Below are 14224 nucleotides of genomic sequence, written 5' to 3' on the forward strand. Positions count from 1 at the left end.
GCGAACGGGCAGACCATGGGCCCGGAGCCCCGGCGAGGGAGCCTTGATCCGGCCCGATGTGCAAGGGCGTCCACGAGCCCAGGAGGCACGCGCCGCCGAGGCCCTTCGAGCGGGCACCACCACGGCGGCGCCGTCGCCGCTCCGGTCGGCTCCCGAGCGGTGACCGGCCTCACGTCCGCTTGAAGAATTCGACCTCCCCGACCGCGATGGGCCGCCCCTCGCCCTGGCCGGACGCGGCCCGCAGCACGAGCCGGACGGAGACGACGTCGCTGATGCCGGTCCGTACGGTCTGCGGGCCCGGTTTGTCGGCGAGAGCCACCGCCTTCTCATGGACCTCGCCGTCCGTCGTGGTGACGATCAGATCGGCCCGAGTGGGCCTGCCCCCCTGCCGGAACTCCTGGGGTTCCTTCGACACACCGGTGTGCACCACGACGCCGACCAGTCGGAACGGCTTGTCGAAGACACAGGTCAAGGACGAACCGAGCGTGGGCGCCCCCCAGTACGTGTTGGTCACCCCGTCGATGGCCGCGGTCGCCGGATGACCGGGGGCCTCGGAGCTCGCGGTGGCCTTCGCCGGGCCGATCTCCGCCGTCCCGCCGAGCTTGTCCCGCACGTCCTCGAAGAGGTAGCGCCCGGCCGGCAGGAGCAGGAAGCCCGCGAACAGCACCCCGACGACCGCCAGCACCAGCAGCGTCCGCCGCAGCGCCCGGCCCGATCCGCCCCGCGCGCGGCGGCGGAAGGGCCACACAGTGCGCCACCACGGCAGCGGTTTCGGCTGCTCGCGGGTGTCCAGCGGTGCGGCGCAGCGTCGGCAGAACCGGCGTCCCGGAAGGTTCGGGGTGCCGCACGCCGGGCACGGTGGTCCCTCGGGGTCCTCCTCCGCTGCCACGGGCCTGACGACGGGGCGCCGGGCGATCGGCTCGGCCGGCCGCACCGCGACCACGGGCACGTCCTCCTCCGCCGAGGGTTCCGGCGGGACAGAGGCAGGCCGCCGGGGCGGCTTCGGGGCCGCTTCGGGCACCGCGGGGGGCGGTCCGGCGGACTCCGGCGCGCGCGACCGCGTCGGTTCCACCGGTGGCTCCGGGCGCGGGGAGGCCGGCGCCCCGGGCGCGGGGTCCGGGGCGTCACCGGTCCCGGGAGAAGCCGAGGGCCGGACCGTCGGCCCGGCGCCCGGCTCCGCCGGGGTGACAGGTTCCGCCGGGTCGACGGGTTCCGCGGCGGGAGGGTTCCGCGGTGACTGGGAGGACCAGCCCAGATAGGAGCCGCAGTTCCCGCAGAATTCGTCGCCCTCGCGGTTGGCCGCACCGCACGCCGGACACGAGCGCATCGCGTCAGTCTCCTGTCTCTTCTGGCGGGCCCGGCAGGATCTCCACCCGGCACGTGAGGTGTACGGGGCAGGACGCCGCGACGACGTCCAGGACACGGTTCGCGTCCACCTGGCCCCCGTGCGGCGCCCAGACCCGCACCAGCAGTTCGCCGGTCGGCGCCGGGGGCAACGCGGCTCCCGGCTCCGACGACCATGCGACGCCTCCGCCGTCACGGATGTCGGAGTGGACGCCGAAGCAGAGCCGGAGCTGTTCGATCAGCCCCCGGCGGGTGCCACGCCACCGATGCAGCTCGACGGCCCGGGCGACGACGGCCCGCCGCAGCTCCAGCGGCGGTTCCGGGTCGAGATCGGCGCCCACCCACGACGCCAGCCAGGGCAGGAAGTCGGCCGGGGCGAGCGCCGGATCGAAGTAGGCGGGAAGGTTGTCCAGGGTGGACAGGACGGGGGCCAGCACGGTGTCCAGGCCCGCGGTGAACCGCTGGGCCAGGTCGTCGTCCGCGTACAGCGCGGGCAGCATCCCGCCGATCGGGTAGCGGCTGGCGAGCCCCGGCACCGCGGCCCTGGTCATGAGCCCTCACCGTGCCCGCCCGCTGCGACCACGACCTGGTGCTGGTGCGAGAAGACCAGGGCACCCGCGGCGACGTCGATCCGGTCCTGCGCCGCCCCGCGCCGGCCGGTGATCGGGTCCGCCGGGAACAGCCGCACCTCCTCGACCAGGCCCACTCCCGGCACGTTCTGGAGCACCGCGAAGACCTCGCCGTACTGCACCGGCCTGCCGAACGGCCACCCCGCGCCGTCCGCCCCGCCCCGCAGGGGGTCGATGTGGCGGAACAGCGCCGCGAGTGCCTCCGTGCGGACCCGGTCCGCGTCCCCACCGGATGCCACCAGCCTGGCGACCACGGTGACGCCCTGGTACGCGGGCGGTTCCACCACCAGCCGGGTCCCGACCAGCCGCCGTTCGTCGAGCCGCGCCGCGACCGCCGAGAGCACCGAGTCCGACGGGATCAGCTGCTCGAACCGCAGGTTCCCGCCCTCGTCGGGGACCGCGTCGGGGACCACCAGGACCCGCACCGCACCGCCCTCGCCCGCGGCGGCGGGCAGGCACCGGACCCTGCGCAGCGAGGGAGCTGCCTCGCGGGCGATGATCTCGTGATCCGCGGCCGTGACCGCCCGCTCCTGCACCCGGAGGATGTTGGGCGCCCGGACCTTCGCGTTCTCCACCGTCTCGCCGTCGACCCCGCCCCGGGCCGCCTCGCGATTGCTCACGCTCGCCACGTACGGCACCGAGCTGCGCAGCACATTGATGGCGCCCCGGGCGACGTTCCCGGCCGCGCCTCCGCCCGTCCGGTAGCGGGGGACCCGCAGCTGTGCGCCCTTCTCGGGCACGGCGCCGCAGGCGCGCATCGTCCCGTCGGGCTCGCGCACCTCGGGCGGGAACGCGAACTCGCCGGTGACGGCGTCGATCCGCACGTGACGGTCGTCCGGCCGGGAGGCGCCGAAGTGCTCCACGGCGGTCCACACCTGCCAGCCCTCCGCGGAGGACACCTGGACCACCGGCGGCTCCCCGTCCAGCAGGAGCGGTGCCCTGCTCACGGAGAACCGCTGCCCGGCGACGCCCTCGGAGACTCCGAGCGGAACGTCCAGGACGGTCTCCGCGTGCTCCACGTCCGCGGTGCCGCCGACGGTGAACACCTCGGCCTCCCGGATCGTCGGCGACTCGGAGTAGAACGGCTGGCCCGGCTCCGGCGCGGTGACCCGGCAGCGCAGCCACCCCGCCCGGGTCCCCGCGGCCACCGACGTGGTGTGCCCGGCGGGGACGAACACGGTGACCTCGCCAGGCCTGTTCAGCCCGCCGGTGCTGTCGGTGCCCGTCCGGCACGTCACCCAGCGGGCACCGTCCCACGCCTCCCACACCAGCGGTGGCTGGCGCGGGTCGACGCCCACGCCCTCCACGCGGCTGTCCAGGCGGACGGCGACGATGCACCGGGGAACGGCGGTCGGCAGTCCGAACAGCACGGCGTCGCCCGGCTCCGGCCGGGTCTGGAAGCACGGGACGTCCTGGCCCGCACCGAGTGGCGCGGTGCGGTCGGTCTGCTCGCCCGAAACCGGCGCGGTGACCAGCCGGACCAGCGAACTCGGCACGATGGGAAGGTCGTCGGGGATGGAGAACACCACCGCCTCCTCGGCCTCGCCGCGCGAGGTGGCGACCTCCGTGCCCGCCGGGAGCAGCACGGTCTCCGGTTGCGGGGCCGACAGCCGGAAGTCGACCTCCGCCCGCGCCGCCGTCGGCGGGAACAGCGTGACGCCGAGCAGGTCGAGGAAGGCCGAGTAGTTCTTGTCCGGCACCCGGTTCAGCCGGTACAGCAACTGGTCGACCATGTACGCGAACGTCTCGATGAGCGTGACCCCGGGATCCGACACGTTGTGGTCGGTCCACTCGGGGGTGCGCTGCTGGACGTACCGTTTGGCCTCGTCGACGAGTTGCTGGAAGCGCCGGTCGTCCAGGTTGGGCGAGGGCAGGGCCATCAGCGCACCCCCGCTTCCTCGGAGCCCTCGGAGGAGGGGATGGTGTAGAAGGGGAAGACGAGGTTGCGCAGGTCGTTGGTGGCACGCACGGTGTAGTGCACGTCGATGTACAGGGTGCCCTCCTCGACGGCGTCGAACGCGATCACCACATCGGTCACCTCGATACGTGGCTCCCAGCGCTCCAACGACGTGCGGACCTCGCGCGCGATGCGGCCCGCCGTGGCGCCGTCGCCGGGGGCGAAGACATAGTCGTGGATGCCGCAGCCGAACTCCGGCCGCATCGGCCGCTCGCCCGGCGCCGTGCCGAGGATCAGCCCGATCGCCTCCTCGATCTCCTGGTCCCGCTCGACCATGCCGATGCCGCCCGTGGGACCGACCCGCAACGGGAAGCCCCAGCCGCGCCCGATGAAACCGCCGCTCACACCGGACCTCCGATCAGCACGTTGAACGCGCCGCTGACGATCTGCGCGCCGCAACTGGTGGTGTCCCGCATGCGGGCGGCCGGCAGGCCGCCGATCAGCACCTGACCGGTGAGTGCGGAGGCGGGGTTGGGCATGATGACGTTCCCGGGTCCGAGCGCGGCGTGCGGGGGTACCACGCACACGTGCAGGCTGCCGACGACGGCCGCCGGTCTGCCGCCGATCAGCACGGTGGCCACGGCCGCGGCACCCGGTGGCGGGGTGCCGATGAGGCCGCCGTGAACGGTGGAGTCGCCCGTCCGGGCTGCAGGGGGCATGGTCGCTGTTCTCCTTGCTGCGAAAGGACTATGGCCGCCGTAACGGGCCTCGTCGGGGCGTCAGTTGATCCGGATGAGCTTGGCCTTGAGGACGGCGAGCAGGCCACCGTCGACGGTGACCCCCGTCCTGCCGTTGACGGTCACCGAGCTCCCCTTCACGTTCACCTCACCCGTACCGGCATCGAGCGTGATGCCGGACGCGGAAAGGGTCACGGAGCTCAGCACCCGGGTACCGCCCGGGGCGAACACCTTCAGCGCGATCTCGTTCTGCCGCTCGTCCAGCGTGACATCGAGCCGCTTGTCACCGCTGGCCAGCCGGACACCGGACGCTCCGCGCGGGCTGTCCAGAAGTTCCAGCCGGTGCCCGGAACGGGACACCAGCGAGCGGCGGTTGACCTTGCCGCTGGTCGGGTCGACCAGCGGCACGTCGTGGGGCGACGGCTTGTCGACCCCGTTGTAGAGGCCGCCCAGCACGTAGGGGCTGTCCAGCAGGCCCTGCTCGAATCCGACCAGCACCTCGTCGTTGACCTCGGGACTGAACACACCGCCGCCGCCCTGGCCGCCCCACTGCACCGTACGGACCCAGTCGGACACATAGGTGTCGTCGAGCCAGGGGAACTTCAGCCGGACCCAGCCCCGTTCGCCCCTGCCCTCACGGATGTCGGTGACCACGCCGATCGCGAGGCCCGGTATGCGCGGGCCGCGCGCGGGCGCGTTCGCGCCACCGGCCAGTCCCGCCAGGGAACGGTCGGGAGCGGCGCTCACCAGCACGGTCGTGCGGTAGCCGCCGTTCGGCTCCAGAACGTGGTGCGCGGCGGTCGCCGTGTAGCGGCCGGAGAACGCGGGCCCGACGTTGCCGAGCGCCACCGGTTCACCGGCCCGCAGATGGGGGTTCCCCTCGGCGACCGCCTCGATCTCCCCGAAACCGGAGCTCACCGAGGAGGCCAGGGAACCGGCGACGGCCGTGGCCTCGGCCTGGGTCCGGTACGGGGTGTCGGCGACCGTCAGCCGGCTGCCCGACCCGAACGCGCCGGCCGCCCGCGAAGGACTCATCCCGGGGGAGACCGTGTCGCTGCGCACGGACTGCTCACGGGCCACCAGCCGCGTCTTGGTCTCCACGTCCCAGCCGCGCACCTCCACGTCGTCCGCCCCGTCCGCACCGGTCAGGACGGCGCGCAGGGCCAGCAGATTGCGCCCGTACTCGAGAACCATCGGGTTCCGGGCGGCGGAGGTGTCGGGCGAGGGCGCCGAAGCGGCGGGCTTCGGCTTCACGAACTGCAACAGACCCCGGTCGTCCACCCGTACATGTGCGCCGCTCTCGCCCGCGAGGTACTGGAGGAACTCCCAGTCGGAGACGTTGGGCTGGGTCAGCTGCTTGTACGTGACGGGCGCGGCCTCGATCCTTCCGCAGGCGAGCCCGGCGCCCGCGGCCACCTTGCGGACGATGTCCGCGGTCCTCATGTTGCGGTAGGCCACCACCTTCCGTCCGCGCTGCAGCCGGTGGGCCTTGGAGAAGGCCCGGACGACGGTGAACGAACCAGTGGTGTCGCTGTCCAGCTCGACCGCCGTGACCTCGCCGGTGAACAGCCGCTCGCGCGCCCGTTCCTGCACGGTGACCACGGATATGTTCAACGGGGTGCCGATGGTGAGCCCGGTGGCGGTGAGCAGCTTGTGATCGGGGTCCCGGTACGTCAGCACGGCGGTGTCCGGCAGGCCGATGTTCTCGTCGACCACGCAGCTCACCAACTGGGCCGCCCAGACAGGGGGCAGCTCACCGGGGGCCTCGACGATCGGATCGGCGGCGAAGGAGCGGCCGGGGGCGGTCACCGGCCGCCCTCCGCGGCCGGGGCCTCCAGGCCGGGCACGACCAGCTCCCTGCCGGGGACCAACTGCATCGGGTCGTCGATGTCGTTGGCGTGGGCGATCGTGCGCCACGCGGTGGCGTCGCCGTACTCCCGCCAGGCGAGCAGCGGCAGGCTGTCACCGACGACGACCCGATGGGTGCGCCGCGCCTCCCGGGAGCCCGACGTCGGGTTCTGGCCGGGCGTCTCGCTGCTCGCCTCCTCGATCGAGAGGGAACAGGTGGCGCGCAACGGCTTCCCGTCGACGTCGAAGAGGGTGTACGAGATGGACAGGCTGGACATCACCCCGTCGAACGAGGTCGTCCGGGACGTTCCCCAGTCGAAGCGCACCCAGGGGCTGGCCGGCGTCTTGCGGGCCAGGCTGTTCGGGGTGGGCGCACACGCCAGCATCAGCTGCTCCACCGCCTTCTCCACCGAGTTGTCATGGGTGGCCGTGGCGTCGAGGAAGACCTCCATGGACAGGGTCCGGGGTCCGCTGCCCACGAACTCGGGCAGCGCGGACTGCTCGGCCATCCGGGACGGCGTGCGCCGCCATTCGGTGCTCTTGTTCAGCGACAGCCGCGCCGGGTTGAACTGCAAGGTGAGCTGGGCGATCCTCCCGCCCGGCTTGGCGCCGACCTCCGCCGGCGGCTCCATGATGGTCAGCTGGGCGCGAGCACGACTCGTGCGGGCGACGGGTGACATCGCGTTCCTCCTTCCGGGACTTCACGTGTGACGAACAGGGCTTCACGCGTGACGGACCGCTGGTGTCCGCAGGCGATCCGATGGACGCTCAGGAGGGCTCCAATCCCTCGTGCGCGATCTCCAGCGTCTCGATCGCCGGCTGGGAGCTGGCGGGATCGAAGGAGGGGCCCTGCCAGCGCACCGGCACGATGCCCTGCACCTGCCAGCTGATGATGCGGCTGAGGTCGGGGCGGAGCGCGACGATCTCCCCGTCCTTGCGTTCGACGCGCTGGATCGTGTCGTTCAGCCACCGCGCGATCTTGAGCGTGTCGGCGGTGACCGGGCGGGTCAGCGTGATGTTGGTCCAGGTGATCCGCCCCGGTAACTGCCAGGTGAAGCCGTTGTTGCCGCCCTCGGCGTACTGTTCCAGCTCCACCTCGGCACCCAGGCCCGAGCAGGTATGGAAGGCACCCAGGTCGTTGCCTCCGATCACCAGCCTGAAGAACACGCTCGTTGCGAAGATGTTGTCCGTCATGTGCTTTTTCTTCTTCTCTGCTGTTTCCGAGTGCGTTGCCGGGCAGGAGCGTCGTCAGCGGCGGCCGTCGTACAACCGGCCGGCGCGTTCCCGGCCCCGGCGCAGGTCCGCGCGGATCAACCGGCTCACCGGATCGAGCAGGCGACGTGCCAGTTCCTCGATCTCCGCGCCGGTCACCCGCTGAGCGGCCGGAGCCGCCGCCTCGGGCGGGTCGGCCGGCCTGGTCCTCGCCGACGGACCGGCGGGCTTCACCGGGGCCGCCCTGACCGGAACGCCGGTGATCCCGGCTTCGGCCGCCGCGCGCTGCACGGCCCGCGCCGCGGCTCCCGGACCGTTCGTTCCGGCGGCCGGAGCGGGTGCGGGACGCGGTGACTGCGGCACCCGCACCGAGAGGGCCGGTGCTCCGCCCGGCACGGCGCCGTCTCCGGACGCCGGACCGGTGAACGCGGGTCCGGCGGACTCGGGAACCACCGGCATCGCCATCCGCTGTACGGCCGGGGCGCCCGGCCCCGGCCCGCCCGTCGCGGGCGGATGCGGCCGCACCACGGGAACCGGCCGAGTGGCGGACGGCGCGGACGCCCTGGAGAGGGACGTCGACGCGTGCGGTACGGACGAAGCTCCGGGCGAGGACGGTGACGTGTACGGGAGAGCCGGCGCGGGGAGCGGAGCCGGGGACGGCGGAGCGGGGATGCGGGTTGGGCGGGATTCCCCGTGCTCCTGCGTCGGCGGGTGGGAGCCGAGCGGGGACGGCGTGGTCGGCCCACCACCCGCCGAACGCCGCACGAGCCGCAGGAGGGAGTCGCCGATCCATGGCCCGCGCCCTGCCCGTCCGGCACCGGTCGCGGGCCTCGCCCCGAAGCCGTCCGGTGCGGGGCGGGCGGGACCACCGGATGTCGTCCGGCCCGAGGGCGCCCCGTTCCGAGAGCGAGCCGGCCGGGGGTCTTTGGACACCGAGCGCTGGACGGTCCCGCCGGGGCCCGGACCTTCGGGTGTTCGTCGCGCGCGCGTCGGCGGTTCGGGCGCCGCCTTCCTGCCGTCGGCGTGGGTCCGGTGCGGCGGGACGGGGGCGGCGGGCCCGGTGTGCGGGTGACGGGCCGTCGACCGGGGAGACGCACCGGTCGACGGCCGGTGCCGTCCGGGCGACGCACTTCCGTGCCCCGGTGGTGGCACGGCGGCCCCCGGCTGCGGCACGTCACGACGCCACGTGGCTGCCACGACCGGCCGGGCCGTGCCGCCGCCCGCCGTCGTCACCGGGGCCGAGAAGCCCTCTGCCGAGCCGGTGCTGACCTCCAGTGCCCTGCTGGGGAGCAGGGCACGCGACCGCTGGACGGCGGGTGCCTGCCCTCCGGCATCGACGGTGGGTCCGTGGGCGCCTCTCGGAGCCCGCTCCGGGGCGACCCTCCGGACATGTACCGGAGCGGCGGGAGCCGAAGGAACCGGAGGAGCCGGGGGAGTCCGGGGCGTGGAGGGAGAGGGGCCGGTGGCCGGAGCGTTCGTGGGCGTACGGGTGTCCGCCGCGCGCTGGACGGCCGCGGGGCCCGGTGCGGCCGAGGAGGGAGCCCCAGACGCGGGAGAAGAGAGCACGGGCATCCCGGAAGGCCCGTCCGGCCGCGCCGGTGTCCGTACCGGACCGGCCGGTGCGGGCGGCCGGGGAGCCGAGGGCTCCCGTGCCGGCGTCGCGCCCTGCCCTGGCCCCATGGCTCCCGGGTGCGTCCGACGGCGGTCACCGAGCAGGGGAGCGTCGTCCCGGAGCCTGGCCGTCGAGGGGAGCGAGGGGAGCGGGGCGCCGATCCCGCTGCGGGTACGCCTCGGCGAGCCGGCCCCGCCGGGCGTTGGTGGTGCCGATGCCCCGACAGGCCCCGAGGGCTTCGACGGCTCGTGCCCGGCGGGCTCCTGGGACCGTTCCCGCCCGGGGGACGAAGCCCGTTCCCGAGCCGGTGCCGACTGGAGGGACGGGGACGACCGGGGCACCCGGGACTGCTCAGCGGCGCCGGGACGCGGGGACGGCCGCGGGCGCGCGGGTGGTGCCGTCGCCTCCGGCGGACGCGCGGTCACCGGGTCCGATGCCTGCGACGTCTGCCGTTGGAGTACGGGCATGCCCGGTTCGCGCTGTTCCGCCGGGCCGGACGGTACGACCCCGCCCTGCCCCGCCGGGTCGGCGGGCACGGCCCCGGAGGGCAGTTCCCGCAGCGGCTTGCCCAGGGCGGGCCGCACCGTCGTGACGTCGGGAGGCACGGCGGAGCCGCCCGGTGCGGGTGCGGGTGAGGTGTCGGGCGCGGACGCATCCGCACTGGGACGGCCCGGACGGTCGGACGTGGTCCGCTGGACGGCGCCGTCGCCCGTGACGGGGGCGGACGGTGCGGATCCCGCGGCGGGCGGGAGCCCGGTGATGTGCCGCAGCGGCATCGCCGGGCGCCGGGCGACGATCAGCGGCGGAGCTGTCCGCCGGGGGCGCACCGCGGCGGGGCGGGTGCGCTCGGGTGCGGCCGGTGCCGGTGCGGCGCTCTCGGCACGCTGCGATGCCGATGCCGGAGCGGGCCCCGGGTCTTCGGCCGATGCCGCACTCTTCGTCGGGGGCGTCCCCGACGTGGCCCCGGCGGCGGTCGTGTTGCTCGTGCGAGCGGCGCGACCCGGTGTTCCACGACCGGAGGAGGCCGGAGGCACCGGAGCGCTCGACCGCTGGACGGCCGCCGGGCCCCGCCTCCCACCGGTCGTTCCCCGGCCGACCGGGCCGCCCGCCGCGGGCGGCAGGTCCACGGCGGGCTCGGCGCTCCCGTCCGCAGCGGGCCGGGCGGCGCGCAGGAGCAGCGGTCCACCGTCGGACACCGTACGCGTGCCCGCGGGGCGGGTGACCCCGCGGATGAGACCCACGGGCGCGGACGGCATCACTGCGTGTCCGAGTTCGCCGCCGATCGCGACGTTCTGCCACGAGGCGAGGCCGGACCTGAACCGAAGCCCGTCACTCACCCCGATCGAGGACCGGGCCACGGTCACCGTCGGCGGCGCGACCTGCCGCCAGCCGCCGTCCCAGTCGCCGTCCCGCCCGTCGGTCCGGCCGCTCAGGTCGGCGCCCGGGTCGGTCCCGGTCGTCGGTCCGCCTCCGGTTTCGTCCCCGCCCCGGGAGGGGGCGTCGGACCGCGTGCGGTCCGCTCGGCGGAACCAGTCGCCGAACCTCATACGATCACCCGCCTTCGTTGACGCGGGTGTTGATCCGCGCTATCTCACGGACCCACTGCTGACGCTCGCCGTGGGTGAGGTCGAGAATGTCCTCACGCTGCCAGTGGAAGTGGTAGGCGACGTACGCGATCTCCTCCCGCAGGCGGGGAAGCGCGTACGTCACGATTCCCCCAGGCGCCCACCCGAGAGGTCCACCTCGAACGAGCCGTGGCACAACGGGCACGTCACCGCGGCGTGCGTGTGGCCCTCGCTGTTGATCCGCCGGTAGAAGTCCTGCAGGAACGCCACGTCGGTGGCGTACATCCGCTCGACCACCCCGGCGTGCACATCGGTGATGGCACCGAGCCGGGTGATCACCTGACTCAGCAGCACCACGCTCAGGTACGCGGGGTTCTCCTTCACCCGCAGATCGATCTGCGGGCGCAGCTCGTCCCGTGCCGTCGCGAGCCGCATCGAGCCCTGCCGGTGCACCTGGCCCTCGTCGTCGACGTAACCGCGCGGCAGCTCGAACTCGAACTCGGTGCGCAGGTCCTGGCGCTCCCGTTCCCGCGCGGCAGGCGGCGCGGGGGCCTCCTCGCGCGCGGCGGACGGGGCCGCCGCGAGGGTGTCGAGGACTTCGTCGAGCCCGCCCGACGTAACGGTCCTGCGCCTCATTCGACCACGATCTCCTCGAAGGTGATGGTGACCGTCTCGGTGGCCGCGCTGGACTCGCCGGCCTTCAGCGACGGGCCCTCCCACTTGCTGGCCCAGCCCTGCATCAGCTGGATGCGCCGGACCGTGTCGCCCTTCGAGTCCTTGATCTCGATGGTGAGGTTCTGGCGCGCGGCGTCGACGGCCCCCTTGTTGAGGGTCTCCTTGATCCAGTTGGTGAACTCGCTGCTCTTGTCGATCCCGCGGGTGATCGTCACCTCACCCGCCTGGCGGGCGCCGGGCTGCTTGCGGATGATCTGCTTGCCCTCGGCGGTCACCTGACGGACCTCGACGACTTCCTCCTCGACGGTCAGACCGCTGACCTCCTGGATCGACTCGACGAGATAGCCGCCGAGCTGCACGCCGAAGACGTGGGTGGAAAGAGCGTCGCCCTCTGCCATGACTCTGTGTCACCTGTTCCGTTTGCGGACCCTGCCGGGTCACTCGTTGACGAGGCTGGTGCTGTCGGAGAACTGCGCAAGGCGGAAGACCACGAACTCGGCGGGCTTCACCGGTGCCACGCCGATCTCGCACACGACCTGGCCGAGGTCGATCGACTCCTGCGGATTGTTGTCGCGGTCGCACTTGACGTAGAACGCCTCCTCGGCCGTGCGGCCGAAGAGAGCGCCCCGGCGCCATTCCTCGGTGAGGAAGGCGGTCACGTTGCGCCGGATGCTGGACCACAGGCGGTCGTCGTTCGGCTCGAACACCACCCACTGGGTGCCCAGGAGGATCGACTCCTCCAGGTAGTTGAAGAGGCGGCGCACGTTGAGGTAGCGCCAGGCGGGGTCGGACGAGAGCGTGCGGGCGCCCCAGATCCGGATGCCGCGGCCGGGGAAGGCGCGCACGCAGTTGACGCCGATCGGGTTGAGCAGGTCCTGCTCGCCCTTGCTGAGACGGATCTCCAGGTCCAGCGCGCCGCGGATGACCTCGTTGGCGGGGGCCTTGTGCACGCCGCGCTCGCCGTCGCTGCGCGCCCACACGCCGGCGACATGACCGCTCGGCGGCATCAGGGAGTTGCGGCCGGCCGCCGGGTCGAAGACGTTGATCCACGGGTAGTACACGGTCGCGTAGCGCGAATCGAAACCGGTGTCGTCGTTGCGCCAGGTACGGACCCGTTGTGCGCCCATGCCCGGCGGAGTGTCCAGCACGGCGACCCGGTCGCCCATCTGCTCGCAGTGCGAGATCAGCGCGAGCTGGACGGTCTTGACGCCCTCGGCGTCGATGTCCCCGCGCTGGTGGGCGCTCATCAGGTCCGGCACGGCGACCATGGTGATCTCGTCGATCGCCTCGAGCCCCGCGAGCCCCGTGCGCTCCGACGCGTCCCCGAGGAACTCGGCCGGGCCGATGCGCACGGCGCCGGTCCCCGGGCCGGAAGCGGCGGGCGAGAGCGGGAGGACCTGGTTCTCGGGCCGGCTCTGGGCCGTGCCGGGCTGCTCGACGACCTCGATCAGCTTGGACTGGCGGGCCTGGGTGACCAGGTAGCCCTTGACGCTCTTGCGGATGGAGACGTCGAAGGTCTCCACCACCTTGCCGGACTGCCGCACCAGCAGCCGGAACCGGTCCTCCGGAGGGTTCTCACCCTCGGCGTCGGCGACCTCCACCGAGAGGTCACCACTCGTACCGGGCCGCGCGGACACCAGGAAGCCCCCGAGAGCGGCGGAGGCGGCCGCCGCGGTGGCGGATCCGCCCGCCGAGTCCTGCGCGGGGCCGCCCACGCGCACGACGTAGGCCGCGCCGCCGCCGTTGGCGAAGAATCCGTGGACCGCGAGCGTCAGGTACGTGTCGGGCGCGTAGGTGCCGAAGGTCTGGACGTACTGGTCCCAGCTGGTCACCAGCGTCGGCCGGTGGAAGGGGCCGGTCTCCGCGAAACCGACGAAGGCTGCGACCGCCGTGCCGACGCCCTCGATGGGCCGTGCTCCGGACTGCACCTCCTCCACGTATACGCCGGGGGTGAGGTACGACGGCATGCTCGCTCCTTCGGGTGGTCGTCCGATCGACGCCCAGTCTTGTCGGGCCGCCCCGGCGGGCAGTAGGCCCCGGAGTCCTGGGCACGGGGCAACGACGCTGCCTTTCCAGGCACCCGGGCGACGGGGAATTCTTCCCCGCGCGGACGTTCGCGGCGGGCTCCCCGGGCCCGGACCGAAGCGGTTCCCTCGCCCCATGGGGTGAGGGAAGGACGAACTCGGGTTCCAATCAAGGTGCATGACGGTCCGTCGGCCGCCCGGTCACCGGACGTGCGGATGCCCGGACCCGGTGAACGACGGTGAACGGAGGCAGGCGAGGCCGGCCCTCGCCGGGGCCCCGGAACCGCTCGTGGGCGTCCGTGGCGACGGCGGTCCCGTCATCCCCGGCGGGCGCGCGAGCAGGGACGCGACACATCGCCGCATCCGCGTCGGACGGCGCCCGCGCGCCCCGATGCGGCCGCCCCTCCACTGTGCCCCGCGTCGTCCGGCGGCGCCCCCGCCTCCGCGGTCGGCGGGGCGGCCCGTGGACGTAGTCCGGTTGAGGGGCGATCGCAATCGGCCAGAGTGGGCCGCGCGCGATCGGTCGACCGACCGGGCTCCTCGCGGCCGGAGGAACCCGGCGGACCAGTACCGGCGCTCGTGCGATACCCGCCCGGAAGACGGCGGGAGGGAGTGGCGGGCATACGGAATCCGGACGTTCGACACTCGCGGTGGTTTCGCGGGGTGCCGCGCGTCCGCATC

12 protein-coding genes and 2 pseudogenes are annotated in these 14224 nt (G+C 73.6%); all 14 read right to left on the reverse strand.

Features of this window, described 5'->3' with window-relative positions; all coding sequences use genetic code 11:
• Positions 1 to 169: 169 nt before the first annotated feature.
• Positions 170 to 949 carry an NADase-type glycan-binding domain-containing protein gene (locus tag AMK22_RS11830; RefSeq protein ID WP_242433954.1) on the reverse strand — a complete coding sequence of 260 codons (780 nt, stop codon included), beginning with the start codon at positions 947 to 949 and terminating at the stop codon, positions 170 to 172.
• A gap of 315 nt (positions 950 to 1264) precedes the next feature.
• Positions 1265 to 1327: pseudogene (locus tag AMK22_RS41755) on the reverse strand (zinc ribbon domain-containing protein); the annotation flags it as partial.
• 4 nt (positions 1328 to 1331) lie between these two features.
• Entirely contained in the window at positions 1332 to 1895 is a 564-nt protein-coding gene (locus AMK22_RS11835) for a phage tail protein (RefSeq protein ID WP_073784138.1), read from the reverse strand.
• Positions 1892 to 3853 (reverse strand): putative baseplate assembly protein, encoded by a 1962-nt coding sequence (locus AMK22_RS11840; protein WP_073784140.1) that lies wholly within the window; start codon positions 3851 to 3853, stop codon positions 1892 to 1894. The genes AMK22_RS11835 and AMK22_RS11840 overlap by 4 nt, the downstream gene beginning before the upstream one ends.
• Positions 3853 to 4275: a GPW/gp25 family protein gene (locus tag AMK22_RS11845; RefSeq protein ID WP_073784142.1), complete on the reverse strand. Its 423-nt coding sequence runs from the start codon at positions 4273 to 4275 to the stop codon at positions 3853 to 3855. Before AMK22_RS11845 ends, AMK22_RS11840 begins: the two co-directional genes overlap by 1 nt.
• A complete protein-coding gene (locus AMK22_RS11850) occupies positions 4272 to 4589 on the reverse strand; it encodes a PAAR domain-containing protein (RefSeq protein ID WP_073784144.1) in 318 nt (105 codons plus the stop codon). The genes AMK22_RS11845 and AMK22_RS11850 overlap by 4 nt, the downstream gene beginning before the upstream one ends.
• Positions 4590 to 4649: 60 nt before the next feature.
• The gene (locus AMK22_RS11855) at positions 4650 to 6416 is read right to left on the reverse strand and encodes a VgrG-related protein (protein ID WP_073784146.1); all 1767 of its coding nucleotides are present in this window, start codon (positions 6414 to 6416) and stop codon (positions 4650 to 4652) included.
• Complete coding sequence (locus AMK22_RS11860; RefSeq protein ID WP_073784148.1) at positions 6413 to 7135, reverse strand: CIS tube protein; 723 nt, start codon at positions 7133 to 7135, stop codon at positions 6413 to 6415. The genes AMK22_RS11855 and AMK22_RS11860 overlap by 4 nt, the downstream gene beginning before the upstream one ends.
• 157 nt (positions 7136 to 7292) lie before the next feature.
• Positions 7293 to 7649: pseudogene (locus AMK22_RS11865) on the reverse strand (phage tail protein); the annotation flags it as partial.
• Positions 7650 to 7703: 54 nt separating this feature from the next.
• Positions 7704 to 8126 (reverse strand): hypothetical protein, encoded by a 423-nt coding sequence (locus tag AMK22_RS40740; RefSeq protein ID WP_242433931.1) that lies wholly within the window; start codon positions 8124 to 8126, stop codon positions 7704 to 7706.
• Between the two features lie 2704 nt (positions 8127 to 10830).
• Complete coding sequence (locus tag AMK22_RS40015) at positions 10831 to 10989, reverse strand: DUF6760 family protein (protein WP_003966147.1); 159 nt, start codon at positions 10987 to 10989, stop codon at positions 10831 to 10833.
• A complete protein-coding gene (locus AMK22_RS11875; protein WP_073784154.1) occupies positions 10986 to 11480 on the reverse strand; it encodes a hypothetical protein in 495 nt (164 codons plus the stop codon). The genes AMK22_RS40015 and AMK22_RS11875 overlap by 4 nt, the downstream gene beginning before the upstream one ends.
• On the reverse strand, positions 11477 to 11917 hold the full coding sequence (locus AMK22_RS11880) for a phage tail protein (protein ID WP_073784156.1): 441 nt from the start codon (positions 11915 to 11917) through the stop codon (positions 11477 to 11479). The genes AMK22_RS11875 and AMK22_RS11880 overlap by 4 nt, the downstream gene beginning before the upstream one ends.
• A 39-nt stretch (positions 11918 to 11956) precedes the next feature.
• A complete protein-coding gene (locus AMK22_RS11885) occupies positions 11957 to 13486 on the reverse strand; it encodes a phage tail sheath family protein (protein ID WP_073784158.1) in 1530 nt (509 codons plus the stop codon).
• Between the last annotated feature and the right edge of the window lie 738 nt (positions 13487 to 14224).

The sequence above is a fragment of the Streptomyces sp. CB01580 genome (assembly GCF_001905795.1).
Taxonomy (GTDB): domain Bacteria; phylum Actinomycetota; class Actinomycetes; order Streptomycetales; family Streptomycetaceae; genus Streptomyces.

What these genes read in the sequence shown, in the direction of transcription:
- AMK22_RS11880 (WP_073784156.1), bottom strand. Translation starts at nt 11,917, where the DNA reads ATGGCAGAGGGCGACGCTCTTTCCACCCACGTCTTCGGCGTGCAGCTC.
- AMK22_RS11860 (WP_073784148.1), bottom strand. Translation starts at nt 7,135, where the DNA reads ATGTCACCCGTCGCCCGCACGAGTCGTGCTCGCGCCCAGCTGACCATC.
- AMK22_RS40740 (WP_242433931.1), bottom strand. Translation starts at nt 8,126, where the DNA reads ATGCCGGTGGTTCCCGAGTCCGCCGGACCCGCGTTCACCGGTCCGGCG.
- AMK22_RS11875 (WP_073784154.1), bottom strand. Translation starts at nt 11,480, where the DNA reads ATGAGGCGCAGGACCGTTACGTCGGGCGGGCTCGACGAAGTCCTCGAC.
- AMK22_RS11850 (WP_073784144.1), bottom strand. Translation starts at nt 4,589, where the DNA reads ATGCCCCCTGCAGCCCGGACGGGCGACTCCACCGTTCACGGCGGCCTC.
- AMK22_RS11840 (WP_073784140.1), bottom strand. Translation starts at nt 3,853, where the DNA reads ATGGCCCTGCCCTCGCCCAACCTGGACGACCGGCGCTTCCAGCAACTC.
- AMK22_RS11835 (WP_073784138.1), bottom strand. Translation starts at nt 1,895, where the DNA reads ATGACCAGGGCCGCGGTGCCGGGGCTCGCCAGCCGCTACCCGATCGGC.
- AMK22_RS11885 (WP_073784158.1), bottom strand. Translation starts at nt 13,486, where the DNA reads ATGCCGTCGTACCTCACCCCCGGCGTATACGTGGAGGAGGTGCAGTCC.